The sequence below is a fragment of the Methylobacterium sp. J-118 genome (genome assembly GCF_057836565.1).
Genome location: NZ_JBYQFA010000001.1, coordinates 804,804 through 828,915 on the forward strand (window position 1 = coordinate 804,804; position 24,112 = coordinate 828,915).

Annotated in this window: 29 protein-coding genes; 14 read left to right on the forward strand and 15 right to left on the reverse strand. The window is 67.8% G+C overall.

The features are described 5' to 3' along the window. Positions 1 to 3: 3 nt before the first annotated feature. The 8 genes from AC3IF3_RS03810 to AC3IF3_RS03845 all read left to right on the forward strand — a co-directional run bounded on the left by AC3IF3_RS03810 (position 4) and on the right by AC3IF3_RS03845 (position 5,641). Positions 4 to 486, forward strand: coding sequence for a DUF721 domain-containing protein (locus AC3IF3_RS03810; RefSeq protein ID WP_489219781.1), 483 nt, complete (start codon positions 4 to 6; stop codon positions 484 to 486). A 90-nt stretch (positions 487 to 576) separates the two neighbouring features. Then, positions 577 to 1,221 carry a DsbA family protein gene (locus AC3IF3_RS03815; RefSeq protein ID WP_243966681.1) on the forward strand — a complete coding sequence of 215 codons (645 nt, stop codon included), beginning with the start codon at positions 577 to 579 and terminating at the stop codon, positions 1,219 to 1,221. A gap of 189 nt (positions 1,222 to 1,410) precedes the next feature. Continuing rightward, positions 1,411 to 1,785 carry an AtpZ/AtpI family protein gene (locus tag AC3IF3_RS03820; protein WP_489227359.1) on the forward strand — a complete coding sequence of 125 codons (375 nt, stop codon included), beginning with the start codon at positions 1,411 to 1,413 and terminating at the stop codon, positions 1,783 to 1,785. A 72-nt stretch (positions 1,786 to 1,857) separates the two neighbouring features. Beyond that, positions 1,858 to 2,613: a F0F1 ATP synthase subunit A gene (locus tag AC3IF3_RS03825; protein WP_489227361.1), complete on the forward strand. Its 756-nt coding sequence runs from the start codon at positions 1,858 to 1,860 to the stop codon at positions 2,611 to 2,613. Between the two features lie 74 nt (positions 2,614 to 2,687). Further along, a complete protein-coding gene (locus AC3IF3_RS03830; protein WP_007566773.1) occupies positions 2,688 to 2,915 on the forward strand; it encodes a F0F1 ATP synthase subunit C in 228 nt (75 codons plus the stop codon). A 132-nt stretch (positions 2,916 to 3,047) separates the two neighbouring features. Beyond that, positions 3,048 to 3,626, forward strand: a complete 579-nt coding sequence (locus AC3IF3_RS03835) for a F0F1 ATP synthase subunit B family protein (protein ID WP_489219785.1) — start codon at positions 3,048 to 3,050, stop codon at positions 3,624 to 3,626. A gap of 16 nt (positions 3,627 to 3,642) precedes the next feature. Beyond that, on the forward strand, positions 3,643 to 4,128 hold the full coding sequence (locus AC3IF3_RS03840) for a F0F1 ATP synthase subunit B family protein (protein WP_489231230.1): 486 nt from the start codon (positions 3,643 to 3,645) through the stop codon (positions 4,126 to 4,128). Between the two features lie 232 nt (positions 4,129 to 4,360). After that, positions 4,361 to 5,641: an NAD(P)/FAD-dependent oxidoreductase gene (locus AC3IF3_RS03845; protein WP_489227362.1), complete on the forward strand. Its 1,281-nt coding sequence runs from the start codon at positions 4,361 to 4,363 to the stop codon at positions 5,639 to 5,641. Between the two features lie 22 nt (positions 5,642 to 5,663). Here the strand turns inward: AC3IF3_RS03845 and AC3IF3_RS03850 are convergent, their stop codons facing one another. Next, on the reverse strand, positions 5,664 to 6,533 hold the full coding sequence (locus AC3IF3_RS03850; protein ID WP_243966675.1) for a formate/nitrite transporter family protein: 870 nt from the start codon (positions 6,531 to 6,533) through the stop codon (positions 5,664 to 5,666). 50 nt (positions 6,534 to 6,583) lie between these two features. Further along, on the reverse strand, positions 6,584 to 7,324 hold the full coding sequence (locus tag AC3IF3_RS03855) for a competence/damage-inducible protein A (RefSeq protein WP_489227364.1): 741 nt from the start codon (positions 7,322 to 7,324) through the stop codon (positions 6,584 to 6,586). Between the two features lie 77 nt (positions 7,325 to 7,401). Here AC3IF3_RS03855 and sfsA point away from each other — a divergent pair, with 77 nt between their 5' ends. Both sfsA and AC3IF3_RS03865 read left to right on the forward strand, forming a co-directional pair. Further along, positions 7,402 to 8,115 carry a DNA/RNA nuclease SfsA gene (gene sfsA, locus AC3IF3_RS03860; RefSeq protein ID WP_489227365.1) on the forward strand — a complete coding sequence of 238 codons (714 nt, stop codon included), beginning with the start codon at positions 7,402 to 7,404 and terminating at the stop codon, positions 8,113 to 8,115. A 72-nt stretch (positions 8,116 to 8,187) separates the two neighbouring features. Beyond that, positions 8,188 to 8,787: a Uma2 family endonuclease gene (locus tag AC3IF3_RS03865; protein WP_489227367.1), complete on the forward strand. Its 600-nt coding sequence runs from the start codon at positions 8,188 to 8,190 to the stop codon at positions 8,785 to 8,787. 39 nt (positions 8,788 to 8,826) lie between these two features. Here the strand turns inward: AC3IF3_RS03865 and AC3IF3_RS03870 are convergent, their stop codons facing one another. Continuing rightward, positions 8,827 to 9,669, reverse strand: a complete 843-nt coding sequence (locus AC3IF3_RS03870; protein WP_489227369.1) for an FkbM family methyltransferase — start codon at positions 9,667 to 9,669, stop codon at positions 8,827 to 8,829. A 116-nt stretch (positions 9,670 to 9,785) separates the two neighbouring features. Between AC3IF3_RS03870 and AC3IF3_RS03875 the strand changes: the two genes are divergently transcribed. Next, positions 9,786 to 10,550 (forward strand): alpha/beta fold hydrolase, encoded by a 765-nt coding sequence (locus AC3IF3_RS03875; RefSeq protein ID WP_489231231.1) that lies wholly within the window; start codon positions 9,786 to 9,788, stop codon positions 10,548 to 10,550. Between the two features lie 4 nt (positions 10,551 to 10,554). On the opposite strand, the gene AC3IF3_RS03880 is transcribed toward AC3IF3_RS03875, so the two are convergent. The 5 genes from AC3IF3_RS03880 to AC3IF3_RS03900 form a co-directional block, all read right to left on the reverse strand. Continuing rightward, positions 10,555 to 11,316, reverse strand: a complete 762-nt coding sequence (locus AC3IF3_RS03880) for an ABC transporter permease (protein ID WP_243966827.1) — start codon at positions 11,314 to 11,316, stop codon at positions 10,555 to 10,557. 14 nt (positions 11,317 to 11,330) lie between these two features. Beyond that, positions 11,331 to 12,266: an ABC transporter ATP-binding protein gene (locus AC3IF3_RS03885; RefSeq protein WP_243966826.1), complete on the reverse strand. Its 936-nt coding sequence runs from the start codon at positions 12,264 to 12,266 to the stop codon at positions 11,331 to 11,333. A 145-nt stretch (positions 12,267 to 12,411) separates the two neighbouring features. Then, the gene (locus tag AC3IF3_RS03890; protein ID WP_489227370.1) at positions 12,412 to 12,723 is read right to left on the reverse strand and encodes a hypothetical protein; all 312 of its coding nucleotides are present in this window, start codon (positions 12,721 to 12,723) and stop codon (positions 12,412 to 12,414) included. A gap of 184 nt (positions 12,724 to 12,907) precedes the next feature. Continuing rightward, positions 12,908 to 13,219 carry a hypothetical protein gene (locus tag AC3IF3_RS03895; RefSeq protein WP_489227372.1) on the reverse strand — a complete coding sequence of 104 codons (312 nt, stop codon included), beginning with the start codon at positions 13,217 to 13,219 and terminating at the stop codon, positions 12,908 to 12,910. 312 nt (positions 13,220 to 13,531) lie between these two features. Next, positions 13,532 to 13,858, reverse strand: a complete 327-nt coding sequence (locus tag AC3IF3_RS03900; protein WP_489227373.1) for a hypothetical protein — start codon at positions 13,856 to 13,858, stop codon at positions 13,532 to 13,534. Between the two features lie 271 nt (positions 13,859 to 14,129). Here AC3IF3_RS03900 and AC3IF3_RS03905 point away from each other — a divergent pair, with 271 nt between their 5' ends. Continuing rightward, the gene (locus AC3IF3_RS03905; RefSeq protein ID WP_489227374.1) at positions 14,130 to 14,351 is read left to right on the forward strand and encodes a hypothetical protein; all 222 of its coding nucleotides are present in this window, start codon (positions 14,130 to 14,132) and stop codon (positions 14,349 to 14,351) included. Positions 14,352 to 14,410: 59 nt separating this feature from the next. Here AC3IF3_RS03905 and AC3IF3_RS03910 read toward each other — a convergent pair whose 3' ends face one another. The 6 genes from AC3IF3_RS03910 to AC3IF3_RS03935 form a co-directional block, all read right to left on the reverse strand. Beyond that, positions 14,411 to 14,794 (reverse strand): SUF system Fe-S cluster assembly protein, encoded by a 384-nt coding sequence (locus AC3IF3_RS03910; RefSeq protein WP_489219793.1) that lies wholly within the window; start codon positions 14,792 to 14,794, stop codon positions 14,411 to 14,413. 52 nt (positions 14,795 to 14,846) lie between these two features. Continuing rightward, complete coding sequence (locus AC3IF3_RS03915) at positions 14,847 to 16,091, reverse strand: cysteine desulfurase (RefSeq protein ID WP_489227375.1); 1,245 nt, start codon at positions 16,089 to 16,091, stop codon at positions 14,847 to 14,849. A gap of 199 nt (positions 16,092 to 16,290) precedes the next feature. Further along, positions 16,291 to 17,613 (reverse strand): SufB/SufD family protein, encoded by a 1,323-nt coding sequence (locus AC3IF3_RS03920; protein WP_489227376.1) that lies wholly within the window; start codon positions 17,611 to 17,613, stop codon positions 16,291 to 16,293. 3 nt (positions 17,614 to 17,616) lie between these two features. Continuing rightward, positions 17,617 to 18,369 (reverse strand): Fe-S cluster assembly ATPase SufC, encoded by a 753-nt coding sequence (gene sufC / locus AC3IF3_RS03925; protein WP_489227377.1) that lies wholly within the window; start codon positions 18,367 to 18,369, stop codon positions 17,617 to 17,619. A gap of 222 nt (positions 18,370 to 18,591) precedes the next feature. After that, the gene (gene sufB, locus AC3IF3_RS03930) at positions 18,592 to 20,061 is read right to left on the reverse strand and encodes a Fe-S cluster assembly protein SufB (protein ID WP_243972101.1); all 1,470 of its coding nucleotides are present in this window, start codon (positions 20,059 to 20,061) and stop codon (positions 18,592 to 18,594) included. Positions 20,062 to 20,130: 69 nt separating this feature from the next. Next, positions 20,131 to 21,300 carry a cysteine desulfurase family protein gene (locus AC3IF3_RS03935; RefSeq protein ID WP_489227379.1) on the reverse strand — a complete coding sequence of 390 codons (1,170 nt, stop codon included), beginning with the start codon at positions 21,298 to 21,300 and terminating at the stop codon, positions 20,131 to 20,133. 265 nt (positions 21,301 to 21,565) lie between these two features. Between AC3IF3_RS03935 and AC3IF3_RS03940 the strand changes: the two genes are divergently transcribed. Both AC3IF3_RS03940 and AC3IF3_RS03945 read left to right on the forward strand, forming a co-directional pair. Next, complete coding sequence (locus AC3IF3_RS03940; RefSeq protein WP_243972104.1) at positions 21,566 to 22,222, forward strand: alpha/beta hydrolase; 657 nt, start codon at positions 21,566 to 21,568, stop codon at positions 22,220 to 22,222. A gap of 88 nt (positions 22,223 to 22,310) precedes the next feature. Next, complete coding sequence (locus AC3IF3_RS03945; RefSeq protein WP_243972105.1) at positions 22,311 to 22,697, forward strand: response regulator; 387 nt, start codon at positions 22,311 to 22,313, stop codon at positions 22,695 to 22,697. Between the two features lie 223 nt (positions 22,698 to 22,920). Here the strand turns inward: AC3IF3_RS03945 and AC3IF3_RS03950 are convergent, their stop codons facing one another. After that, positions 22,921 to 24,090 (reverse strand): acetyl-CoA acetyltransferase, encoded by a 1,170-nt coding sequence (locus AC3IF3_RS03950; protein WP_489227381.1) that lies wholly within the window; start codon positions 24,088 to 24,090, stop codon positions 22,921 to 22,923. Between the last annotated feature and the right edge of the window lie 22 nt (positions 24,091 to 24,112).

Below are 24,112 nucleotides of genomic sequence, written 5' to 3' on the forward strand. Positions count from 1 at the left end.
ACCATGGCGCGCGTCAAACCGCTGGCCGAGCTGATCGAGGGTTGCATCGGCCCGGCCTTCGCCGCGCAGGGCTTCGCGTCGACCGACATCCTGGCCGCCTGGCCGGAGATCGTCGGCGAGCGGCTCGCCCGCTACTGCCGGCCGTCCAAGCTTGAATGGCCCAAGCGCCGCCGCACGGGCGCCGAGGCGCCGGATTCCGGCACGTTGGTGGTACGCGTCGAGGGTGTCTTCGCCATCGAACTCCAGCACCTGGCCCCGGTGGTGATCCAGCGCATCAACGCGCATTACGGCTGGGCCTGCGTGTCGCGGATCGTGCTGCAGCAGGACCGGGTCGGCCGCGGCGGCCGGACGGCGCCGCGTGCCCACGTCGATCCGGCCCGGGCCGTCGAGGTGCAGAAGGCGGTGGCGGGGATCGCCGACGACAAGCTGCGCGCCGCCCTCGACCGCCTCGGCACCGCGGCCGTGGCCACGCGTCCGGAGCGGTGATCGGAGCGAATCGGTCACCTTGCCAGGACGGTCGCGCCCGGTTACCCGCATCGGGACGCCAAGATTGATCATTCCGGCGGAGCCAGCCCGATGACGACGCGACGCGACGCTCTGAAGTTCTCCGGCCTCGCCCTCGGCGCCGGCCTCGCCCTGCCCTCTCTCTCCCGCGGCGCCCTGGCACAGAATGCCGAGACGGCCGCGCTGCTTCAGCCGGGTCCCCTCGGCGATGTCTGGCTCGGCCCGCCGGACGCCAAATGCACGATCATCGAATACGCCTCGATGACCTGCTCGCACTGCGCCGCCTTCCACCGCACCACCTGGCCGGTGCTGAAGGAACGCTACATCGACACTGGCAAGGTGCGCTTCACGCTCCGCGAGTTCCCCCTCGATCCGCTCGCCACCGCGGCCTTCATGCTGGCGCGGTGCGAGGGTGAGGCGAAGTACTACCCGATCACCGATCTGCTGTTCGATCAGCAGGCGGGCTGGGCCTTCACGCCGAAGCCGGTGGATGCGCTGGAGCAGATGCTCCGCCAGGCCGGCTACAGCAAGCAGACCTTCGAGGCCTGCCTGAAGGACCAGAAGGTCTACGCCGCGGTCAATGCCGTGAAGCAGCGCGGGCTCGACGTGTTCAAGGTCGACTCGACACCGACCTTCTTCATCAACGGCGAGCGCTACACCGGCGAGATGACGGTCGAGGGCATGGAGAAGGTGATCAAGCCGATCCTGGGGGCCTGATCGTTCGGTCGACCTCGCCGGAAGCGCTGTACCGACGGGATCGCCGAGACTGGAATACCAGATAAAAACCAATGGCTTACTGTGTATGGGCTTCGCCTTGACACCCAAGGTAGGCGAAACTATGGTGCGGCCCGCTTGCTGGGGGCGTCCAGCCGGCCCCGGATCCTCCCACCCTGTGAGTTTTAAGCCGTGAACGGCGACGACGTGCGGGATGGGAACGGGACCGAGGGGACGCCGACGGACAGCGACCTCTCCGCGAGGCTCAGACGTCTCGAGACGCTGATCGAACGGAAGCGGCCGCAGGCCACTGCCGATCCTTCCACGCGACCTCGGAACGGCGGATCGTCCTCGCTGGGCCAGGCCATGACGCTCTCGACCGAGTTCGTCGCCGGCGTGATCGCGGGGGGCATACTCGGCTGGATCGTCGATCATGTCTTCGGGACCAAACCCTGGGGCATGATCGTCCTTCTGATGCTCGGGTTCGTCGCGGGGGTCTACAACGTGATGCGGGTGTCGGGTTTCGCCGGCGCGCGTCCTGGGCGACGCGACCGGCAGGAGCCATAAGGCGCGCCGGTCTGAGGAAATGTGAGGCGGCCGACTGCGTCGGCGCGCCGGACAAGAGGGGTGGGAGCGGGAATGGCGGTCACGATCGACCCGATCGAGCAGTTCGAGCTGAAGCCGCTCATGTCGCTCGGCCATATCGGCCATCAGCAGCTCGCGTTCACGCAATCCGCCCTGTACATGTTCGCCGCCGTCGGCGTCATCGCGTTGATCACGATCGTGGCGACCGCCTCGCGCTCGATCGTTCCGGGCCGGATGCAGTCGCTGGCCGAGGTTTTCTACGAGTTCATCGCCGACACGCTCCACCAGGCGACCGGCGACGGCGGCAAGCGCTTCATGCCGCTCGTATTCTCGCTGTTCATGTTCGTGCTCATCCTGAACCTTTTCGGGATGATCCCCTACGCCTTTGCGGTCACCAGCCACCTGATCATCACCTTCGGCCTCGCCGCCCTGGTGATCAGCACCGTGGTAATCTTCGGCGTGATGAAGCATGGCACCCACTTCTTCGGCCTGTTCGTGCCGTCGGGCGTGCCGAAGCCGCTGCTGGCGATCCTGGTGCCGATCGAGATCATCTCGTTCATCTCGCGTCCGATCAGCCTGTCGGTGCGTCTGTTCGCCAACATGCTGGCCGGCCACATCGCAATGAAGATCTTCGCGTTCTTCGTGGTCCAGCTTCTTCTCGCGGGCGCCTGGAGCGTGCTATCGCCGCTCCCGCTGTTCCTGACGATCGCGCTGACCGCTCTCGAGTTCCTCGTTGCGGCGCTTCAGGCCTACGTCTTCGCGACGCTGACGGCGATCTACCTCAACGATGCCCTTCACCCCGGCCACTAGACCCTAGACCCGGCCGCTCCACCCGCCGCGAACGTCACCGCACGTTTCGATCTGAAGAGACCTCAGGAGTTACCATGGATCCCGTCGCTGCGAAGTACATCGGCGCCGGCCTCGCCTGCCTTGGCATGGCGGGTGCGGGCATCGGCCTCGGCAACCTGTTCGGTCAGTTCCTCGCCGGCGCCCTTCGCAACCCGTCCGCGGCCGACGGCCAGCGCGCCACCCTGCTCCTGGGCTTCGCCCTCACCGAGGCGCTCGGCATCTTCTCGCTGCTGATCGCGCTGCTGCTGCTCTTCGCCGTCTGATCGGCGCGCCGGAGGCCGCGGCTGACCGCGACCTCCGGCCGGTGAACGGGTGGACGCTCTCAATGGGTGTCCGCCCTGGTCCGTCACCGCCCCGGCGGTGGCCTCAGCGAACGGTGTCAGTGTAGCGGTCTCATGGCGCAGCCCAATCCCCTCACCACGCCGCCTCCGGGCAACGACACGCAGATCGTGCCGGGCCACGTCGAGCACACGGAGGCGCATACCGGCGCCTTCCCGCCCTTCGAGACCTCCGGCTATCTGGCGCAGCTGATCTGGCTCGCCCTGGCCTTCGGCCTCCTCTACTACCTGATGGACAAGGTCGCGCTGCCGCGGATCCAGTCGATCCTGCACGCCCGTGCCGAGCGCCTGCGTGCCGATCTGGATCAGGCCCAGGCGATGAAGACCGAGGCGGATGCCGCCGGCGTGGCCTTCGAGACGGCTCTCCGGGATGCCCAGGGCAAGGCCCGTGACATCGCGCAGACCACCCGCAACACGCTGGCTGCCGAGGCCGAAACCAAGCGCAAGGCGTTGGAGCAAGAGCTCAACGGGAAGATCGCCGCCGCCGAGACGACGATCCGCGCCCGGACCGAGTCCGCGATGGGCAACGTCCGTTCCATCGCGGGGGAGGCCGCGACGGCGATCGTCGAGCGCCTGACGGGTCAGGCCCCGGATCGGGCCAGCCTCGACCGCGCCCTCGACGCCACCGCACACTAGACGGAACCCCCCGATGCTGCTCGAAGCCGAATTCTGGGTCGCCGTCGCGTTCGTGATCTTCGTGGGCATCGCCTGGAAGGTCGGCGGCTTCACCGCGATGACCAAGGGCCTGGACGGCCGTGCCAACCGCGTCCGTCACGAGCTCGACGAGGCCAAGCGCCTGCGCGAGGAGGCGGCCGCCGTGTTGGCCGACTACAAGCGCCGCCGCGCCGAGGCCGAGAAGGAGGCCGAGTCGATCGTCGCCAGCGCCCGCGAGGAGGCCGAGCGCGCCGCCGAGGAGGGTCACCGCAAGCTCGACGACTTCCTGGCCCGGCGCACGAAGGCCGCCGAGACCAAGATCGCCCAAGCCGAGGCGCAGGCCGAGGCCCTGGTTCGCGCCGCTGCGGCGGAAGCCGCCGTGAAGGTGTCGGAGACGATCCTGCGGGAGCGGATGCAGGGCGAGGCCGCGCAGGGCTTGATCCGCGCGAGCCTCGGCGAGGTCCGGACTCGTCTGCGATCCTGATCCAGTCCCGGCAACGAATTTTCGAGAAGCCGCCTCCGGGCGGCTTTTTCATTTCACGACCACCGATCTCTTTGCGAGCGTGAGCGAACCAATCCCCGGGGCGCCGTGTGTACCGGGACGTGAAGCGCTTCGCCGGGCCGCCCCGCTGCGCGCACGATGAGGAACGGGGTCGCTTGGCGCGAACATCGGCGACGGTGACCGCGTTCCCGACCCGTGTGAACGCGGAGACATCATGACGGATCGGGCGCGGATCGTGATCATCGGTGGCGGCGTCGCCGGCATCGAGGTTGCCACCAGCCTCGGGCGGGGCGGCCACGCCGACCTGACCCTGGCCGACCGCAGCCTGTCCCACGTCTGGAAGCCGATGCTGCACACCTTCGCGGCCGGCACGGCCCGGGTCGACCGGCAGAAGCTGGATTTCTTTGCCCAGGCCCGCCGCAACGGCTTCCGCTTTCAGCCCGGAGCCCTGGTCGGCATCGACCTGCGGTCGCGGCGCGCACGCTTGGCCGTCGAGGCCGCGGACGGGCACCCGCAGGTTGATCTCGCCTACGATCTGCTCGTCCTTGCCATCGGCAGCCGCGCCAACGATTTCGGTACGCCGGGGGTGGCCGAGCACTGCCTGACCATCGACGATCTGACCGAGGCCGAGCAGTTCCACACTCAACTGCGGCGTCATTTGCTGGCGCGGCTCGATCGCGGCGGGATGCTGGGGATCGCCATCGTGGGCGGAGGCGCCACCGGGGTCGAGCTGGCCGCCGAGCTGAAGCACGCCATCAACCTGCTCTCGGCCTACGGCTCGCCGGATCTTCCGGAGCGCCTGCGCCTGACGCTGATCGAGAGTGGCCCGCGCCTGCTGCCCGCCTTTCCCGAGGCGGTCTCGCGGGCGGCTGCCCGCACCCTCTCGGATCTCGGCGTCGCGGTGCGCACGAACGCGATGGTCACGGGGGCGGATGCCGCCGGCTTCTCGTTGAAGGACGGGTCCCACATCCCGGCGGGGCTGAAAGTCTGGGCGGCGGGTGTGAAGGCGCCGGACGTGCTCGCCAGCCTCGATGGTCTGGACCGCTCGCGGACCGGGCAACTCATCGTCGGCCCCGACCTGCGTGCGACCCGCGATCCGGCCATCATCGCGCTGGGTGACTGCGCGAGCCTCAGCGACCCGCGCTCCGGCAAGCCCGTCCCGGCGACCGCTCAGGCTGCGCGGCAGATGGCCCAGCATCTCGCCCGCCATCTCGGCCGCGCGCTGGCCCGCGGTGACGCGGTCGCGGCGGAGCTTCCGCCGTTCCACTACGTCGAGAAGGGCGCCATCGTCTCGCTGGCCGATTTCAACGGGTGGGGTACGCTGGGCCGCTACACGTTCGGCGGCGGTCGCCTGAACGGGCTCTCCGCGCGGCTGACCCACGACCTGCTGTATCGCCAGCACCAGATCGGCCTCTACGGGCCGCTGCGCGGGACCCTGACATGGCTCCTCGATGATCTCGACCGCCTGATCAGCCCACCCGTCCGCCTCGACTAAGCCGGGCCGCCCGCGTCAAGCGTCAGTCAGGACGCTCGCCCTCGACCGCCTTCGTCTCCTCGACCTCCGGCGCCACCTGCCCGTAATTGAGCACCGCCACCAGGGTCGCCCCTCCGAAGGCGTTGCCCAACAGGGTCGGCAGGAAGAATTTCATCCCGTAATCGCCCATGGAGGCCGCACCGGTGACGACGAGATAGAAGGCCTCCACGGAGCCGGCGACGATGTGCGCCAGGCTGCAGAGCGCCACGAGCCAGGTCATCAGCAGGATCACGAAGGGCGCCGCGCTGCCGGTGGCCGGGAGGAACCAGACCATCAGGGCAACCATCCAGCCGGCGAAGATCGCCTTCACGAAGGTCGCCCAGAAGTCGTGCGCGATGGCGTCGTGGCTGATCTCGGCGAAGGCCTTGAGCACCGGCGGCTCGAACGCGCCGGAATGGGCGATGACCGTCGCGATAGCCAGCGTGCCGAGGATATTGCCGGACAGGACGATCAACCAGAGCCGCACCACCCGTTGAGCCGTCTTCACCGATCGGTCGTGCAGCAGCGGAAGAATCGGCGTGATGGTGTTCTCGGTGAAGAGCTGCTGCCGGCCCAGGACGACGACAAGGAATCCGACCGCGTAGCCCATCGAGCTGACGATCTTCGCCCAGTCGGTGTCGGGCAGGTGGCTCCGCAGCACGCCCGGCACGATCAGCGACAGGGCGATGCTGAGGCCGGCCGAGAAAGCGGACAGGAACAGCGCGAGACCCTGCCGCCGCAATTCCTCGTCGCCTTCGAGGCGGATCACCTCGTGCAGGACGTAGGCATCCGGCCGTCCGATCTCGGAGACTTCCTTGAGCAACTCGTCCCGGCGGGCCGCCTGATCGGCCCGCTTGTTCTTGTCCCGCACCATCCGCTCAGCCTCGCTACGCCACTCGATCCGATCGGAGGCCCGACTTTCGTTCAGGCCGACAGCCGCGCCAGCAGGGCCTCGACCGCGCCCTGCGCCTCGGCAAGCGCGTCCGGATCCCGGCTGCGCACCACGATCCGGTTGCGGAACCCCTCCGGCGTCATGGCCGGATACGACCCGATGGCGACCGCGGGGTGCGCCTTGGCGATGGCACCGAGTTCGCCCGCGTAGCTGCCCTCCGGCAGGCCGGCCGCCTCGATCGTCTCGGAAATCATCGCGGTTCCGCCCGTCAGGGTCGGGGCGACCGCGTCGAGCATGGCCTGCATGATGCCCGGCACGCCCGCCATCACGTGGACATTGCCGATGCGGAAGCCCGGCGCCTGGGAAACCGGGTTGGCGATCAGATCGGCGCCGAACGGGATCCGCGCCATGCGCAAGCGCGCTTCGTTCAGATCTTCCGGTTTGTGCCGCTCCAGCAGCATGGCCCGGGCACGTTCGTCGATGTCGATCCCGACGCCGAAGGCCTCGGCCACGCAATCGGCGGTGATGTCGTCATGGGTCGGCCCGATCCCGCCGGTGGTGAACAGGTAGGTGTAACGGGTTCGGAGCGCGTTCACCGCCTCGACGATCATGGCGGCCTCGTCGGGCACGATCCGCACCTCGCGCAGGTCGATACCGGCGGCGGTGAGGAAATCGGCGATGGTGCCGATATTTTTGTCCTTGGTGCGACCCGAGAGAATCTCGTCGCCGATGACGAGGATCGCGGCGGTGACGGAATCGGAAGGCTGGGTCATGGAACTCTGGTGTCGGGCGGGTCTCGCAGGCAGATAGCGCAACGGCCGCCTGAGACTACGCAAACCCCGAGGATCCGATGCAGTTCGCCGCGCCGCTCCTGCTGGGACGGCTCGTCCAGCGCTACAAACGCTTCCTGGCCGATATCGAGACCAACGAGGGGCTCGTCACCGCGCATTGCCCGAACCCGGGCGCGATGCTCGGTCTCAACACGCCCGGCGCGCGCGTGCTGCTCTCCCGCTCGGGCAATCCGGCGCGGAAGCTGCCGCTGACCTGGGAACTCGTGGAGGCCGACCTGCCGGGCGGGCGGCAATGGGTCGGCCTCAACACGCTGCGCCCGAACGCCCTCGTCGCCGAGGCCTTCCGGTCGGGTGCCATCGCGGCCCTCGAAGGTCACGACACGCTCAGGCCGGAGGTTCGCTACGCCCAGGCGAGCCGGGTCGACTTCCTGGCGAGCGGCGCGGCGGGCGGTCCGTGCCACGTGGAGGTGAAGAACTGCCACCTGATGCGCCGAGCGGGGCTCGCGGAGTTCCCCGACTGTAAGGCCGCCCGCAGCGCACGGCACATGCGGGACCTCGCCCAGGTGGTGACGGAGGGGGGCCGAGCCCTCGTCGTGATCGTGGTCCAGATGCAGGCGGAGGCGTTCGACGTCGCCCGCGACATCGATCCGGTGTTCGATCGCTGTTTCCGCGATGCGCGGGCGGCCGGCGTGGCTGTCCGCGCCTATCGCTGCGCTGTCGGGCCGGAGGGCGTGACGATCGCCGATGAGATCCCGGTCATCACGCCGCCCTGACGCCGTTCGTCGCTCGCGCGGCGGGAATGTGCTAGCGTCTATGTCTGACCGCCGTGGATCCGACGCAGCCCGATGGCAGACTCTGCGCAGTTGGCATACCGTTTCCTGGATGTGGCCGCTTTCCGCGCCTTCCTCGAGACGCGCCCCCGTGACGAGCGCTGGGAGCTTATCGACGGTGATCCGGTGCAATCACCCGCCCCGAGGATTGCGCACCAGCGGATCGCGAGCAATTTCGAGCGGCATCTAAATGCCGTGCTCCGGCACATCCGGCCCGAATGGCGGGCCGACCGCGAGATCGGCATTGAGGTGTCGGACACAGCGACGTACCGGCCTGAACCCGAGGTCACGGTCATCGATGCCCGCACCGACACAGAGCGCAGCTTCGCGGATCGCTTCTACCTCGTGATGGAGGTGCCCTCGGGCAGTGATCGTGGCAGGATCCTGGCGAATAAGATTACCTTCTATCGGGCTCATCCGCACAACCGTTTCATCGTGGTTGCGGATCAGGACAAGATGGCCGTGACGGTTCACGAGCGAGTCAATACGTCGGCGTGGGCGGTCCGCACCCTGTCGGCCGCCGACGAGACCATCCTGCTCGGGGATCTCGGCCCGATCTGCCGCGTGGTCGAAATCTACGCCGATACGCATCTAGACCCGCAGCGATGGCCTTGACGCCAGGATCGCGGTTCTCCGGACCGCGTGAGCGTGATCTTATAGTGTCCTACCGCCCGCGCGCTCGAACATCAGGTTCAGCCGGGACCGCGCGATCTCGCGGTAGCCATAGCCCTTCAGGTGCTGCGGCAGGTCGAGCTGCCACTGCCCGGTGCCGTTCTCGATCAGCAGGATGCGCGGCAGCAGCGCGTCCGGGGCCTCGCGCAGGAATGGCTCCAGGATCAGATCCTCGGCACCCTCCACGTCGAGCTTGACGGCGTCCACCCGCGACAGCCCCTCGCTGCGCAGGAGGTCGAGGAGTGTCACCGCCGGCACGGTGATCCGGGCGCCCTCGTTCGTGCCGACGATGCGCAGGCTCGACTCACCGCGGTTCCTCGGATCGATGAACAGGGTCAACTCGCCGGCCTTGTCGGCGACCGCGCACGCGACCGCCTTGACGGTGTGGAACGGATTCTGGGCAATGTTGTAGGTCAGGCGGTCGAACACGTCGGGCTGCGGCTCGACGGCGACAATCCGTGCGGCCGGCCCAGAGAAGGCTGCCACGCACAGGGCATAGGCGCCGATATTGGCGCCGATATCGAGGAACACGCAATCCTTCGGCAGACGCTCCTGCAGGAGCGCACGCTCCTCGGGATCGAAGAATTGCGGCGTGAACAGCACCTTCTTCTCGCAATTGTTGTTGTACGGGTGCAGCCGCATCCGTGCGCCGTAGCGGGTCACATCGAGGGGTTTGCCGCCGAGGCGCGCGATCGCGATGCGGCGGAGGAACAGCGCCAGGCGCCGCCCATACCAGGATTGGGCCGGGATCCGGTTCGTCCGGCGGGTGATCGCCGCTACGAGGCCGGCCGGTTCGTAGGTGCCGTAAGGCTGCGTGTCCATCATGACCGGGGCGGTTTGCCAGCCGGCGTCCTGCCCGGCAAGCGGCGCGATCCGCGTTGCCCCGGCGTGGCCGCGTGGTCTAAGCCGTGGCCGAGCTTGAGGAGCACGGGTTGCGCGGCATGGAATCCTTCAATTCCGACGGCGTGCGGATCGCCTATATCGACGTTCCGCCGATTCAGGGGGCCGGGCAGCCGATCCTTCTGATCCACGGCTTCGCATCGAACCACGCGGTCAACTGGGTCAACACGCAGTGGGTGAAGGCCCTGACCCAGGCCGGCTACCGGGCGATCGCCCTGGACAATCGCGGTCACGGCGAGAGCGAGAAGCTCTACGACCCAGCCGCCTACAGCTCGGAGGCGATGGCGGGCGACGCGGTGCGGCTGCTCGACCATCTCGGCATCGCACGCGCCCACGTGATGGGCTACTCGATGGGTGGCCGGATCACCGCCCATATCGCCCTGGATCACGCGGACCGGGTCCGCTCGGCGCTGATCGGCGGACTCGGGATGCACCTCGTCGAGGGCAAGGGGCTGCCCTCCGGCATCGCCGAGGCGCTCGAGGCCCCCGCCGGGACACCGGCTCCGAACCTGACAGCCGCGGCCTTCCGCATCTTCGCCGAACAGACCCGGAGCGACCTGCGGGCCTTGGCCGCCTGCATGCGCGGCTCGCGCCAGACGCTCAGCCGGGCGGAACTCGCGCAGATCGAGGTACCGGTGCTGGTCTCGGTCGGGACCCTCGATACCGTTGCTGGCTCCGGCCCGGCTCTGGCTGCGCTGATGCCGGACGCGCGGGCGCTCGAGATCGAGGGCAAGGACCACTCCACCGCGGTCGGCGCCAAGCCGCACCGGGACGGCGTGCTGGCTTTCCTGGCGGCGCAGCCCTGACGGCTCAGCTCTTCAGCCGGTAGCCGGTGCGGAAGATGTAGGCGACGAGCCCGAGGCAGATGACCAGGAACAACGCGGTCATGCCGAGGCTGATCGCGATGCTGACATCCCCCTTGCCGAAGAAGGCCCAGCGGAAGCCGCTGATCAGGTAGACCACCGGATTGAGCAGGCTCACCGCGTGCCAGAACGGCGGCAGCATGCCGATGGCGTAGAAGCTCCCGCCCAGGAAGGTGAGCGGCGTCACCACGAGGAGCGGCACCAGCTGCAGCTTCTCGAACCCGTCCGCCCAGAGGCCGATCACGAAGCCGAACAGGCTGAACGTCACCGCGGTGAGCAGCAGGAAGCCGATCATCCACAGGGGATGGTCGATCCGCAGCGGCACGAACAAGGCTGAAGTCGCCAGGATGATCAGGCCGATCAGGATCGACTTGGACGCCGCCGCGCCGACGAAGCCGAGCACCACCTCCAGCGGCGAGATCGGCGCCGACAGGATCTCGTAGATCGTCCCGGCGAAGCGCGGGAAGTAGATGCCGAACGAGGCGTTCGCGATGCTCTGGGTCAGCAGCGAGAGCATGATCAGCCCGGGCACGATGAACAACCCGTAGGGAACCCCGTCGACCGCCGAGACCCGGGAACCGATCGCGGCGCCGAAGACAACGAAATACAGGGTGGTGGAGATAACCGGGGCGAGGATGCTCTGCCCGGCGGTGCGCCAGAACCGGCCCATCTCGAACCGGTAGATGGCACGGACCGCCGGCCAATTCATGCTGTGCGATCCGTTCATGCCGGGGCTCCTTCCTCGCGCACGAGGCCGACGAAGATATCCTCCAGCGAACTCTGCTCGGTATGCAGGTCGTTGAAGCGGATGCCCGCTGCGGCGAGCCCGGTGAGCAGACCGGTGATCCCCGTCCGCCCAGCCCGGGTGTCGTAGGTGTAGACCAGTTCGCGGCCATCGCCGGACAGCGCCAGCCCGTGATCGGCGAGTTCCGGTGGGACCGTCTCGATCGGCTGCTGGAGGTGCAGGGTGAGGCGCTTGCGCCCAAGCTTCTGCATCAGCGCGGCCTTCTCCTCCACCAGGATGATCTCACCCCGGCGGATCACCCCGATACGGTCGGCCATCTCCTCGGCTTCCTCGATGTAGTGGGTGGTGAGGATGACGGTGACGCCCTGCTGGCGCAGGTCGCGCACGAGGCCCCACATGTCCTGGCGTAGCTCGACATCGACGCCCGCCGTAGGCTCGTCGAGGAACAGGATCCGGGGCTCGTGCGACAGGGCCTTGGCGATCAGCACCCGGCGCTTCATTCCGCCGGACAAGGTCATCAGGCGGCTGTCGCGCTTGTCCCACAGGGACAAGGCCCGCAGGATCCGCTCGATATGGCCCGGGTCGGGTCGCATCCCGAACAGGCCGCGGGAGAAGCTCACCGTGTTCAGCACCGTCTCGAACGCGTCGGTGGTCAATTCCTGCGGCACGAGCCCGATCGCCCGGCGCGCGGCGCGGTAGTCACCCGCGATGTCGTGACCATCGATCAGCACCGTGCCGGAACTCGGCGTGACGATGCCGCAGACGATATTGATCAGGGTCGATTTGCCGGCGCCGTTCGGGCCGAGGAGCGCGAAGATCTCCCCCCGCTCGATGGCGAGGTCGATGTCGCGCAGAGCCTTGAACCCCGACGTGTAGGTCTTTGACAGCTTCGAGATGGAGATGATTGGCATCAGGGCCTGAGCGGAACGGGGGGCAGTCCAGCGCCGGCGGCCTTGCCGCGGCTTCGAGCCGGCTCTGAGAGGTCGGCGCTATAGCACGCCGCGTCCCCGTCCCGGACCGTTCCTGTGTGCGCCGGCGCACGGCCGAGCGCGCGGGGCGTCAGCGCTCGCTGAAACCCTCGACCATCAAAAGGCACTTCGCGCGCCGATCCGGATCGTCGATTCGGGAGAAGGCGGCCAACAGCGCTGCGCATTCCGTCGCGGCCGGTCCGTTGCGCAGCGCATCGCCGGCGTTCCTGAGGCGAAAGGTCGAGACGGGGATCTGCAAGGCCTCAGCGATCTGGGCCAGCAGCCGCGCCCGCTCGTCAGTGGACGAAGCGGCGCCTATCTGATCGCATCCCCCTGCTTCCGTCATGATGGCTTCAACACCGACCCTCGACCGGGCGCTCGCGCCGACGCCCGGCGCGACCATTCACAAAATTCCCGCCGGTGCAACCTACCGTTATGTTTCTGCCGGGTCGCAAACTGCGCATCGTGCTCGGGATGTCATGTCTAGGCGATCCGGATCATTCCGTCGGTGGCCGTCGAACAAGTACTAAAACATGACGAATGCGTATTCACCGATCTGTTCTGCAATCGGGCGGATCGTGCTGCATCTAAGCTGATCGCCGAAGCGTGATGAGCGCGACGAGGCCGACGAGGGTCGCGGCTCCGAGGAACTTACGCCACGGATTGACGCCGCGCAGGAGTTCGTCGAGCGCCCACCACGCCAGGGCGAGGTCCGCGCCGAACGAGAGCCACGGCGCCAGGGACGGTTTCGCCTGCGCCCACCACGCCGCCAGGGAGAACCCGCCGAACAGCCAGAGCGGCAGGTTCGGCCATTGCGCGACCGTGATCGCCCCGGTGCTTCGGTTCCTGAACACCCAGTCGACCGTCCTCGCGAGGGCGCCGCTCCGTCGCTCGTCCATGATCGAGGCCTTTCTGAGCGCATGCGCCGGTGCTCTGCCACACCGGCAAGCCGTCCCTCCGGTTGTAAGCCGGTTGAGCCGAAGCGCCGCGCTTCTTAACGAAGAACTAACCTTACCGAACGGAAAGCGCCCGTAAATCCCTAACAGAACCTGAAAGGACTCGCGGAAATTCCGTTAATGAGTTGGTAATGGGATGGCCGGGCGGCGATGCAGCCGCCGATCGGAGAGGATCGACCATGAGCGCCCGTCTCGAAGATCTGAAATTCATGCTGACGCTCAGCGTCGTCGTGCTGTTCGGCAGCGGCCTCGACATCATCCTGCGCTGACCGGCACGGGGATGTCGGTGCGGAATTGCTGGATCGCCCGCCCAAGGGCCGAGCGGGCCGCCGTCTCGGGGGCTGGAACGCCATCAGCGCGTTTCGGCGTGTAGGGAATGGCAATGACGCGCGTACCGGAGTCGGTCTGGCGGCTGGAGCCGGCCGTATCGAAGGCCGATGACACGCTCTGACCCGACCGCAGGAAGCTTCGCAATTCGGCGGCCTTGGCCCGCCGTTCCGCCCGCATCGTGACGAGGGCGATCGCGAGCCCAATCAAGCCCGCCGCCTCCAACACGGCCGCGATCACGTAGCCCGAAGCCATTCGATTTCACCAAGCGCGTGGGGAAGAGACCGCTCCCGTGGCGGCACGTTCCGGTCTGCGCCGCTATGGTTAGTGGGGGCTTAACGGCTACGTAGATCGCCGCAATCTACCGCCGGTTCATACCAGCAGCGCGGCACGGCTTCGCGTTGTGTTCCGTCGCGCGGTCACGGTATCGTCCGCGCGCTCAGGCTTCACGAACGCGGATGTCCGTCGGAAGCATGAGACCCGCGCCCCCGCCTCATCGTAGAGATTCTGTCGCCCTCGACCGGCAGTGTCGACCGGATCCGCCAGCGCGACGAGTACAAACGGCATCCGCCCGGTCGAGGCGCGGTTCCCGAGCGTATTGCTGTACCGGCGGATCGAGGCCGATCCGGCAGCAGAACCCTACGAATCGACCAGAGACATCATCGGCCTGCCCGAGATCGGGTCTCGGCTGGCCCTGGCCGATATCGCCGACGCCATCGCCTTCGAGCCGGCACGCGCGATCCCCTGATGCATCATCGCGAACGTTCGCTGCAGACGTTCGGAATAACGCGATGCGCTCGGGCGGGCCTACCACATGTCGAGGGCGACGCGGGCCTCGTCCGACATGCGGCTCTGATCCCACGGCGGGTCGAACACCATGGTGACCGCGCAGGACTGGACGCCCGCCACGGCGCTCACCGCGTTCTCGACCCATCCGGGCATCTCGCCCGCCACCGGGCAGCCGGGTGCGGTCAGCGTCATGTCGATGGCGACCTTCCGGTCGTCGCCGATATCGACCTTGTAGATCAGGCCGAGCTCGTAGATGTCCGCCGGGATCTCGGGATCGTAGACGCTCTTCAGCGCGGCCACGATGTCATCGGTCAGGCGGTCCATCTCCGCCGGCGGGATCGCGGAAGCGCCCGCGACGTCCGGGGCGTTCATGCCGCCCGTGATGGTGGCGTCGGTGCTCATCGTTTCACTCTCCCCGGGCCCACACGGTCGCGACCCGCCTTATCGCAGATCGTCATCTGAACAGCATCTCTGCTTTGCCGAGCGCCTCGACAAGGGTGTCGATCTCGGCGGTGGTGTTGTAGAGGCCGAACGAGGCGCGGCAGGTCGAGGTGACGCCGAAGCGCGTCAGCAACGGCATTGCGCAATGCGTTCCTGCCCTCACCGCGACGCCCTGCCGGTCGATAACCGTGGCGATATCGTGGGCATGCGCACCCTTCATCTCGAAGGCGATCACGCCGCCCTTGCCGGCGGCGGTACCGATCAGGCGTACGGAATTCAACGCCCCGAGCCGCTCCTGTGCGTAGGCGGTGAGCTTGGCCTCGTGCGCCGCGATGGCGTCGCGCCCGATGGTCATCATGTATTCCAGCGCCGCCCCGAGGCCGACCGCCTCGATGATCGCCGGCGTCCCGGCCTCGAACTTGTGCGGCGCGTCGTTGTAGGTGACCGAATCCGCGCTCACCGTCCGGATCATCTCGCCGCCGCCCTGGTAGGGCGGCAGGCGCTCCAGCCACTCTTTCTTGCCGTAGAGCACGCCGATCCCGGTCGGACCGTAGACCTTGTGGCCGGTGAAGACGAAGAAGTCGCAGTCGAGCGCCTGCACATCGACGGGCTGGTGCACCGCGCTCTGCGCCCCGTCCAGGAGGACCGGTACGCCGTGGGCATGGGCGATGCGCACGATCTCGGCGGCCGGCGTCACGGTGCCGAGCACGTTCGACATGTGGGTGATCGCCACCATCTTGGTGCGGGGTGAGAACAGCTTCTCGTATTCCTCGACCAGGAAGTTGCCCTCCTCGTCCACCGGCGCCCACTTGATCACGGCGCCGCGGCGCTCGCGCAGGAAGTGCCAGGGCACGATGTTGGAGTGGTGCTCCATGATCGAGAGGATGATCTCGTCCCCCTCCCCGATCAGTCCGCCCCAGCCCATGGACGAGGCCACGAGGTTGTAGGCCTCTGTGGCGTTGCGGGTGAAGATGATCTCGTCCGTAGACGCCGCGTTGAGGAATTGCCGCGTGGTCTCGCGGGCGCCCTCGAACCCTTCGGTGGCAGCGTTGGCCATGTAGTGCAGGCCGCGATGGACGTTGGCGTAGCCGGTCTCCATGCAGGAAACCATCGCGTCGATCACGGCCTTGGGCTTCTGCGCCGAGGCGGCGTTATCGAGATACACGAGCGGTTTGCCGTAGACCTGCTGCGCCAGGATCGGGAAATCCTTCCGGACCGCCGCGACATCGTAGGTGGGGGTGAGGACGTGTGCGTTCATCGGGTCACGCTCGCGGATCTCCCTCCCCCTCTGCGGGGGAGGGTGGCCCTCGCGTCAGCGAGGGTCGGGAGAGGGGAGCCCGGCCGCCGGAAAGATCTGCGCGTGCGGAGGGCATCGCCCCATCCTGCACCGTCGCTCCCCTCTCCCGCCTCACTCCGTTCGGCACCCTCCCCCGCAAAGGGGGGAGGGTCGAGTGTAGTCAGCCCCGCGCTTTCAGCCAGGCCTCGATCTCGCCGATCAGCGCCGCGCGGGCGCCCTCGTGCGTGACCGCCTCCACCGCCTCGCCCACGAAGGCCTGAACCAGCAGACTCTCGGCGATGGGGCGCGGCAAGCCGCGGGCCATCAGGTAGAACAGCAGATCCTCATCCGGCGTGCCGCAGGTGGCGCCATGGCCGCAGGCGACGTCGTCGGCGAAGATCTCCAGCTCCGGCTTGTTCATCATCTGCCCCTCGTCGGTGAGGAGGAGGCAGTCGGACTTCATCTTGCCGTCGGTCTTCTGGGCGACCTGCCGGACGATGATCTTGCCCTGGAACACGCCGGTGGCGTCGCCGTCGATCACTGTCTTGAACTGCTCGCGCCCGATACCGCCGACGGCGGCGTGATCGGCCAGCAGCGTCGAATCGGCAAGCTGACCCTTACGCAACATAGCCGCGCCATTGACCACGACGTTCGTGTCCGCGCCCGCGACCAGAACGTAGATCTGGTGGCGCGACAGCACCGCTCCGGTCACGAGGTTGACCGTCTCGACCCGGCCCTCGGCCTCGACCTTGAGCGACAGGGTCGAGAGCGCCACGGTGGCATCCCCCTCGATGTTCAGGCGGGTGTGCCGGAATGCGGCCCTGGGGCCGACGACCACGTCGAGGGCGTCGTTCGGCTGGCAGGTGAGGCCGTCCGGACCCTCATGGCTCTCGAGCAGGCTGAACTCCGCGCCCTCGCCGAGATTCACGAGCACGCGGGTCGCGGTCGAGAACGGTCTGTCGCCGGTCCCGACGAAGCGGAGATGGATCGGCCAGGCCGGCTTCGCACCGGGGGCGACCGTGATCAGCGCCCCGTCCGCCAGGAAGGCGGTATTGAGCTGGTAGATCGGGTTGTCCCGGGCCTGGATCACCGGCCCGAGCAGCTTCAGCGCGGCGTCACCCGAAGTCATGGCCTCGGTGAGCGGAACGACCGTGACGCCCTCGGGGACCCGGTCGAGATCGGACAGCTCGCGGACGAGGTGACCGTTCACGAAGGTGAGGCGCACCGCCTCGATCCCGGTGAAGCCCTTGGCGCGCCCGACGGCCTCCCTGGCGGAGTCGAGGCTCGGCGCCTCTGAGGGCGGCGCGGCCTCGGAGATCGCGGCACGCAGGTCGGTGTACTTGAACGCCTCGACCCGGCGGCTCGGCAGGCCGGTCGCCTCGAAGAAGCGGAACGCCTCCTCGCGGCTGATCGCCGCCTCGCTGGCGAAACTCTGCCGGGCGGTCTCGAACAGCTTCGACAGGCCGGCCTCGGCGGGGGAGCGGAGGTTGGTGACGTCGGCCATGGCTCAGGCGGCCTCGCTGGTGCTGTACTCGGCGTAGCCGGACGCTTCGAGCTCAAGGGCGAGGTCCTTGCCGCCGGTCTTCACGATCCGGCCCTTCGACATGACGTGAACCACGTCCGGCACGATGTGGTTCAGGAGCCGCTGATAGTGGGTGATGACCAAGAACGACCGGCCCTGCCCGCGCAGGGCGTTCACGCCCTCGGAGACGATGCGCAGCGCGTCGATGTCGAGGCCGGAATCGGTCTCATCGAGGACGCAGAACTTCGGCTGCAGCAGCGCCATCTGAAGAATCTCCATGCGCTTCTTCTCGCCGCCGGAGAAGCCAACGTTGAGGGCGCGCTTGAGCATGTCCTTGTTGATCTCAAGCCGGTCGGCGGCGGCGTTCACCGCGCGGATGAAGTCCGGGGTCGAGATCTCACCCTCGCCGCGGGCGCGGCGCTGGGCGTTCAGGCAGGCCTTGAGGAAGGTCATGGTGCCGACGCCGGGAATTTCCAGCGGGTACTGGAAGGCCAGGAACACGCCGGCCACGGCGCGCTCGTCCGGCTCTATCTCCAGCAGGTTGTGGCCGTCGAGCAGGATCTCGCCGTCGAGGACCTCATAGTCTGCCTTGCCGGCGATGACGTAGGACAGCGTCGACTTGCCCGAGCCGTTCGGGCCCATGATCGCGGCGACCTCGCCGTCCTTCACGGTGAGGTTCAGGCCGTTGAGGATGCGGTTGTCCTCGATCTGCACGACGAGGTTCTTGATTTCCAGCATAGTTCGTTAGTCCTGTCTGAATTCGCTAATCGTCCCGTCCCCGAGGCCTCGACGCTCACGCATCCTGGCGTGATCATGCGCGACGCGCTCTCCTGCCCCGTGCGGGGAGGAGCCGGAGGTGGAGGTGGAGCAGAAGGCGACGCCGCGCTTTACCCGGCACCACCCCCACCCCTGCCCCTCCCCGCAAGGGGGAGGGAGGATGCACGCACCCGTTCCGAGCCCTCAGCCCACCGAGCCTTCAAGGCTGATCGAGATCAGCTTCTGGGCCTCGACGGCGAACTCCATCGGCAGCTGCTGCAGCACGTCCCGGACGAAGCCGTTGACGATCAGCGCGGTCGCCTCCTCCCCGGAGAGGCCGCGCTGCTGGCAGTAGAACATCTGCTCCTCGGAGATCTTCGAGGTGGTCGCCTCGTGCTCGAACACGGCGGAGGCGTTCTTCGACTCGATGTAGGGCACGGTGTGCGCCCCGCACTGATCGCCGATCAGCAGGGAGTCGCAATTCGTGAAGTTCCGCGCGCCCTTGGCCTTCTTGTGCGCCGAGACGAGACCCCGGTAGGTGTTCTGCGAACGGCCCGCCGAAATGCCCTTCGAGATGATCCGGCTGGTCGTGTTCTTGCCGAGATGGATCATCTTGGTGCCGGAATCGACTTGCTGCATGCCGTTCGACACCGCGATCGAGTAGAACTCGCCGCGGGACTCGTCGCCGCGCAGGATGCAGGACGGGTACTTCCAGGTGATCGCCGAGCCGGTCTCGACTTGGGTCCACGAGATCTTCGAGCGGTCGCCGCGGCAGTCGCCACGCTTGGTCACGAAGTTGTAGATCCCGCCCTTGCCGTCGTTGTCGCCCGGGTACCAGTTCTGAACCGTCGAGTACTTGATCTCGGCGTCATCCAAGGCGACCAGCTCGACCACCGCGGCGTGGAGCTGGTTGTCGTCGCGCTTGGGGGCGGTGCAGCCCTCCAGGTACGAGACGTAGGAGCCCTTGTCGGCGATGATCAGCGTGCGCTCGAACTGACCGGTGTCGCGCTCGTTGATGCGGAAGTAGGTCGACAGCTCCATCGGGCAGCGCACGCCCGGCGGGATGTAGACGAACGAGCCGTCGGAGAAGACCGCCGAGTTCAGAGTCGCGAAGAAGTTGTCGGTCGAGGGCACAACCGTGCCCAGGTACTTCTTCACCAGCTCCGGATATTCCTGGACCGCCTCGGAGATCGGCATGAAGATTACGCCGGCCTTCGAGAGTTCCTTCTTGAAGGTGGTAGCCACCGAGACCGAGTCGAACACGGCGTCGACCGCGACCCGGCGCTCCGGCGCGATGCCTTCCAGCACCTCGACCTCACGCAGCGGGATGCCGAGCTTCTCGTAGGTCTTCAGGATCTCGGGATCGATCTCGTCGAGCGACATCGCCGCCGGGCGCTTGGGCGCCGCGTAGTAGTAGATGTCGTTGTAGTCGACCTTGTCGTAGGAGACGCGGGCCCACTCCGGCTCCTTCATGGTCAACCAGCGCCGATAGGCGTCGAGGCGCCACTCCAGCAGCCACGCCGGCTCGTTCTTCTTGGCCGAGATGAAGCGCACGACATCCTCGGAGATGCCCTTCTCGGACTTCTCCATCTCGATGGTGGTCTCGAACCCGTACTTGTACTGGTCGAGGTCGATCGAGCGGACCCGGTCGATGGTTTCCTGCACGGCAGGCATCAGCGTCTCCTGGGCATCTCCGGCGTCAAGGGCCGGGAAGCGTGTGTCGGAAAGCGGGGGGAGCGGCGCTTAGGCCGCCTGTCCTCGTCGTCTATATAGGGGCTGCAACACCCGTTCGAAGGCGTCGAGGAAGCATGTCACATCCTCGTCCACCGTGTTCCAGCCGAGGCTGACGCGCAGCGCCCCCCCGGCGAGGTCGGAACCGACGCCCATTGCGGCCAGCGTCGCCGAGCGTGCGACCTTGCCCGACGAGCAGGCCGAGCCCGACGACACCGCCACGTTGGCGAGGTCGAAGGCGATCAGGGCCGAGGGCGCGTCGAGCCCCCGGACCGAGACGTTGAGGGTGTTGGGCAGGCGTGAGGCCCCGGCGGCGAACACCACGGCGTCGGGCGCGAGGGCCCGCACGCCCGCCTCGATCCGGTCACGCAGGGCCGACAAGCGCCGGGCCTCCGGGTCGAACGATTCGCGGGCGATCCGGGCCGCCTCGCCCATGCCGACGATGGCCGGCAGGCACTCGGTGCCACAGCGCTGCCGACGCTCCTGGCCGCCACCGCGCAGGAAGGCGCTCTCCAGGGTGACGCCATCGGCCAGCACGAGGGCACCGACGCCCTTCGGCGCCGCGAACTTGTGGCCCGACAGGGTCAGCGCGTCGAGGCCGAGGCCCGCCATGTCGAGGGCGACCTTGCCAGCCGCCTGCACGGCATCGCTGTGGACCAGCGTCCGGCCATGCGCCTGCGCCAGGGCCGCCACATCGCTCAGCGGTTGCACGGCGCCGGTCTCGTTGTTGGCCGCGTGGACCGACAACAGTACGGTCTCGCCCGCCAGGGCGGCCAAACGCGCCTCCAGCACGGCGAGATCGATCACGCCGTCGCCGGTGACCGGCAACTGCTCCACCGCCGCCTCCGGGAAGCGATGGCCCGCAGCCACGCAGGGATGCTCCGTCGCCGTGTGCAGGAGGCGGGTCGGGGCCGGCAGGCCGCGACCGCGCAGGGCGCCCGACAGGACCGCGTTGGCCGCTTCGGTCCCGCCGCTGGTGAAGATCACCTGCTCGGGCCGCGCGTTCACCAGGGCCGCGACCTGGGCGCGGGCGGCCTCCAGGGCGGCCCGGGCCGCACGGCCCTCCGCGTGGATCGACGAGGGATTACCCGGAAGCATCAAGGCGCGCGCCACCGCGTCCGCGACGGCCGGCCGGACCGGGGCGGTGGCGTTGTAGTCGAGATAGGCGCGTGCCCGGCTCATCCGCGTTCCGTTTTGCCCATCGCCGCCACGCGTCACAATTCCTTGCCCGCGCGCCGGTTCGGCGTGCTAAGGCGCGCCGACAGAAAGAGATCCCACCGACCAGCCCGGGTCAGTGCGGCAGCCGGTGCGAACCACCGAACCGCCTTTTTAGAACTGTTCCAATCGACTAGAACTGTTCTAAGAGTGCTTTTATGGTGCGCACGCGACGAGTCAAGGCTGCCGCGCCGACCGCCGGGCGTGCGATCTCGAGAGTGAGAGACGAGCGATGCCCGAAGTCATCTTCACCGGTCCGGCCGGCCGCCTGGAAGGCCGTTACCAAGCCCCCAAGAAGCGCGGCGCACCGATCGCCATCATCCTGCACCCGCACCCCCAGTTCGGGGGTACGATGAACAATCAGATTGTGTACAACCTTTTTTACACCTTCGCCAATCGCGGCTTTGCAGCCCTGCGTTTCAATTTCCGCGGGGTTGGGCGGAGCCAGGGCGCGTTCGACCACGGCTCGGGCGAGCTGTCCGACGCCGCGGCGGCCCTCGATTGGGTGCAGTCGGTCAATCCTGAGGCGAAGTCCTGCTGGATCGCCGGCGTGTCCTTCGGCTCTTGGATCGGCATGCAGTTGCTGATGCGCCGGCCCGAGATCGAGGGCTTCATCTCGATCGCCGCCATGGCGAACCGCTACGACTTCACCTTCCTGGCCCCGTGCCCGTCATCCGGCCTGTTCGTGCACGGTTCGGAGGACCGGGTCGCCCCCGCCCGGGAGGTCATGCCGGTGATCGAGAAGGTGAAGACCCAGAAGGGCGTCATCATCGAGCACCAGATGGTCGAGGGTGCCAACCACTTCTTCGACGGCAAGGTCGAGGAGCTCACCCAGACGGTGGACACCTACCTCGACAAGCGCCTGGGCAAGCGCGAGGAGGCGGCCTGACGCAGCGCGGCCCCCGCGCCTTGACGGGGTGAGCCCCGGAGGAATACGGCGCGGGCTTCGGAATTCACGGCACACCTCCGCAGGCCTGATGTCAGAAAGCCCGTCCGACCAACCCGTGGTGCTCCTCGTGGAGGATGACGGACTGCTGCTGATGGAAGCCGCGGACACCCTGGCGGATGCCGGCTTCACCGTGGTGGAGGCGAGCCATGCGGACAAGGCGCTCAAGGTCCTGGAGAACCGCGACGATGTCGGCGTCCTGATGACGGATGTCGACATGCCGCAGGGTTCGATGGACGGTTTCGCCCTCGCCCGCCTGGTGGCGCATCGCTGGCCGTCGATCCCCGTGCTGGTGGTCTCGGGGATGGGCACACCCGGCCCGAACGACATGCCGGAGGGGGCCCGCTTCATCCCGAAGCCCTACGAGCCGACGACCCTGGTCCGCACCCTGCGCGCCTTCATCCAGCGGGCGGCCTGACGCCCGATCCACGTGGGCGGACGAGGGATCCGGGCGGTGACCCCCCGGCCGAGAGCCGTGACCGACACCGGCCGACAGGACTGTTTCGCCTTATCGGACTAGGGGTCACGAAAATCTCCGGGACCGCCCTCGCCCGCAGGGGGATTCGGCTCGGACCGTCGCAGTGATCCGGCGGAGCTCTGCGAGCATCGTAGCCCCTCCCGCGGGGGAGGAAGGACGCTTGTCAGCGCCGGCGTTCCAGAATGGACACGTAATTAGCCACCGCCGCGCCGCCCATGTTGAAGATTCCGGCGAGCTCGGCGCCGGGTACCTGCATTTCGCCGGCCTCGCCCATGAGCTGAAGGCAGGCCATCACATGCATCGATACGCCGGTGGCGCCCACCGGATGGCCCTTCGCCTTCAGGCCGCCGGACGGGTTGATCGGCAGCCGGCCGCCTTTCTCGGTCAGCCCCTCGCGCACCACGCGGTACCCCTCGCCTGGGGCCGCGAGACCCATCGCCTCGTACTCGATCAGCTCGGCGATGGTGAAGCAGTCGTGGGTCTCCACGAAGGACAGGTCGTCGTTACCGATCCCGGCTTCGGCCCGCGCCTTCTCCCAGGCGAGCCGTGCGCCCTTGAATTCCGTCGGATCGCGGCGGGACAGGGGCAGGATGTCGTTGACGTGGGCGCGGGCGCGGAAGCCGATCGCCCGCTCGAGACCCTCGGCGGTTTCGGCATCCGCCACCACGAGGGCCGCCGCCCCGTCGGAGATCAAAGAGCAGTCTGTACGCCGGAGCGGTGCCGCCACGTAGGGATTCTTCTCCGAGACCCGATTGCAGAACTCGAAGCCCAGATCTTTTCGCAATTGCGCGTAGGGGTTGCCGACGCCGTTGCGGTGGTTCTTGGCGGCGATCCGGGCCAGCTCCGCGCTGCGGTCGCCGTAGCGCTGGAAGTAGCCCGCCGCGATCCGCCCGAACACGCCCGCGAAGCCGCCCTCGATCTCGGCCTCCTCCTTCCGGTAGGAGGCGCCGAGCAGGATGTCGCCGGTCTCGGCCACGGTCTTGGCCGTCATCTTCTCGGCGCCGATAACCAGGGCGACGCGGCCCCGGCCGCTGTCGACGAAGTCGAGGGCCGCGTAGAGTGCCGCCGACCCGGTGGCGCAGGCGTTCTCCAGATGGGTCGCCGGAGCGTGGGCGAGGCCCGGCCGGTTCACCGCCACCAGCGACCCCTCGAAACCCTGCTTCGAGAAGCCGGTGTTCATCGAGCCCACATAGATCCCGTCGACCTGCGTATCGTCGATCCCGGCATGGGCCAGCGCCTCGCCCGAGACACGGGCGATCAAGCCCTCGACATCCGGCTCCTCGAGCTTGCCGAAGGGGGTGTGGGCCCAGCCCACGATGCAGGCGCGCGTCATTCGGTTCCCTCCCGAACTCTCG